The sequence below is a fragment of the Parabacteroides sp. AF48-14 genome, assembly GCF_003477465.1.
GTDB classification, from domain to species: domain Bacteria; phylum Bacteroidota; class Bacteroidia; order Bacteroidales; family Tannerellaceae; genus Parabacteroides; species Parabacteroides acidifaciens.
Genome location: NZ_QUDI01000097.1, coordinates 1 through 1,587 on the forward strand (window position 1 = coordinate 1; position 1,587 = coordinate 1,587).

Consider the following 1,587-nt stretch of genomic DNA (forward strand, 5'->3'; position numbering starts at 1 on the left):
GTGTCCAAAAACTGTCGTTCATTTTTATACTGCGAACTTTAGCGTTTTTATACGTTTAGTCACGAGATTATCAGTTAAGCAGACTTCTCTCCACTGCTGAATCTGGCAAAGTTTGACATTCTCTAAATGTTCTTTGATAGAATAATATCTCGAACATTCTTCTACGGCAAGTTCTGTGCAGGCTGGCATAAATAAAATGAATGGAGTGACCCCATAGAGTTTATTGGGTGATTTTCTTCGTTTATATGTTCCAAAAGAGGATTCTATAATATCAGATGAATTATTAAGTATATCCCCCTCTCCTTTAAGCAGTTTTCCTTCTTTTAGTAGGAAGAGGCTGATGGCTTCACCTAGTTTCTTCATGCGGGAATTTCCTTTGAATAATGTGTTTCGAATATTATCCAGACATTTCTTTATTGTATTTTTAGAAAATCCGTTCTGTTTACATTCTTTTTCTATGTGGCTAATACACTCCATTACCTCTGAAAGTTCGTCTATCAGCGAAGCGTTGTCCGGAATAAAATTGAACAGGGCACGTTCCTCATGATTAAGCTGATGGTACACTTCAAGAATCTTCCGTGACCATTTAACCCAGTTCGATAAGTTGATGAAACGTGCTATTGTCCGTTGTCGTGGAGGAAGCAGATAGGCAGTCTTCTTCATATTGTGTGTTGCCTGGACTTCCGACATCCTTTTTGTATAGGCAATGAAATCTGATTCATCCTTGTAACATCTCTCTAAAAACATACCCAGCGAGTGGCTAATATCATGATAATGAACAAAGCCAGTCTGGTTAATGCCTTTTTCCATTATGGAAGCATTGTCGCTAATAACATATTTGGGAGAATGTCCGATTTTGGCTGAAGAGGCTAGAAGTCTGTCTTGTATTCCATCCCCATTCCAACTGGAAGCCACCGACATATCAAGTATTGATACATCCTTCCGGGACAAGGCGATATCATCGGTGTGCTTTGCTGGAATGCCAAGTGTAAACAGTAGTTTCTCGCTGCCCATCATCATGCTTTCATCGACGATCATCGCATACTCTTCCGCATTTAGAGATTTTTCAGGGGTATTATAAATATCCAGACCACATTTCTTTATCCAATTTTCTATGGTATTACGGCTTGGTATCTGACCAAGGATACCCTTGAATGCATCGTTCACAATCTTTAAAATATCCACTATTGCCCGAAAACCGCAATTTACACGGCTATAGAGTAAGGTACTTAGTCGGACAACAAGCTCTTTATATTGATGCCGGGCAATTGGTTCGAGAGTGATTGTAACTGTTCTTCGGTCAGTTCTATAGTCTCTGTCTCTTTTTTTTTAAGTTCTGCTTTTTGTTTGGCTATCTTGTTTTTGGAACGTTCCAGTTTTACATTCAATGACTTTATTTCTTTTTGAGAGGCGGAAAGTTGAGCCTTAAGCTGTTGAAGTTCTTTTTCTGAGTCCATGATAATCTGTTTTTTTGCAAATGAATAAAATATTCATCACATGACAAACTATAAATAGTAGAACTTAGAATACTAAAAAATCGAGTGCTCTATTATCCTAATTTGAACGACAGTTTTTGGACACCCTACC

At 38.1% G+C, this 1,587-nt stretch carries 2 protein-coding genes; both read right to left on the minus strand.

The genetic code is table 11. From position 1 onward, the window contains the following. Nucleotides 1-24 precede the first annotated feature (24 nt). Complete coding sequence (locus DW083_RS21885; protein ID WP_122333827.1) at nt 25-1,167, minus strand: hypothetical protein; 1,143 nt, start codon at nt 1,165-1,167, stop codon at nt 25-27. A 62-nt stretch (nt 1,168-1,229) separates the two neighbouring features. After that, nucleotides 1,230-1,457: a hypothetical protein gene (locus DW083_RS21890; protein WP_122333828.1), complete on the minus strand. Its 228-nt coding sequence runs from the start codon at nt 1,455-1,457 to the stop codon at nt 1,230-1,232. Nucleotides 1,458-1,587 lie beyond the last annotated feature (130 nt).

Bases quoted from the DNA above. Each gene is read 5' to 3' on its own strand.
- DW083_RS21890 (WP_122333828.1), bottom strand. From the start codon at position 1,457: ATGGACTCAGAAAAAGAACTTCAACAGCTTAAGGCTCAACTTTCCGCC.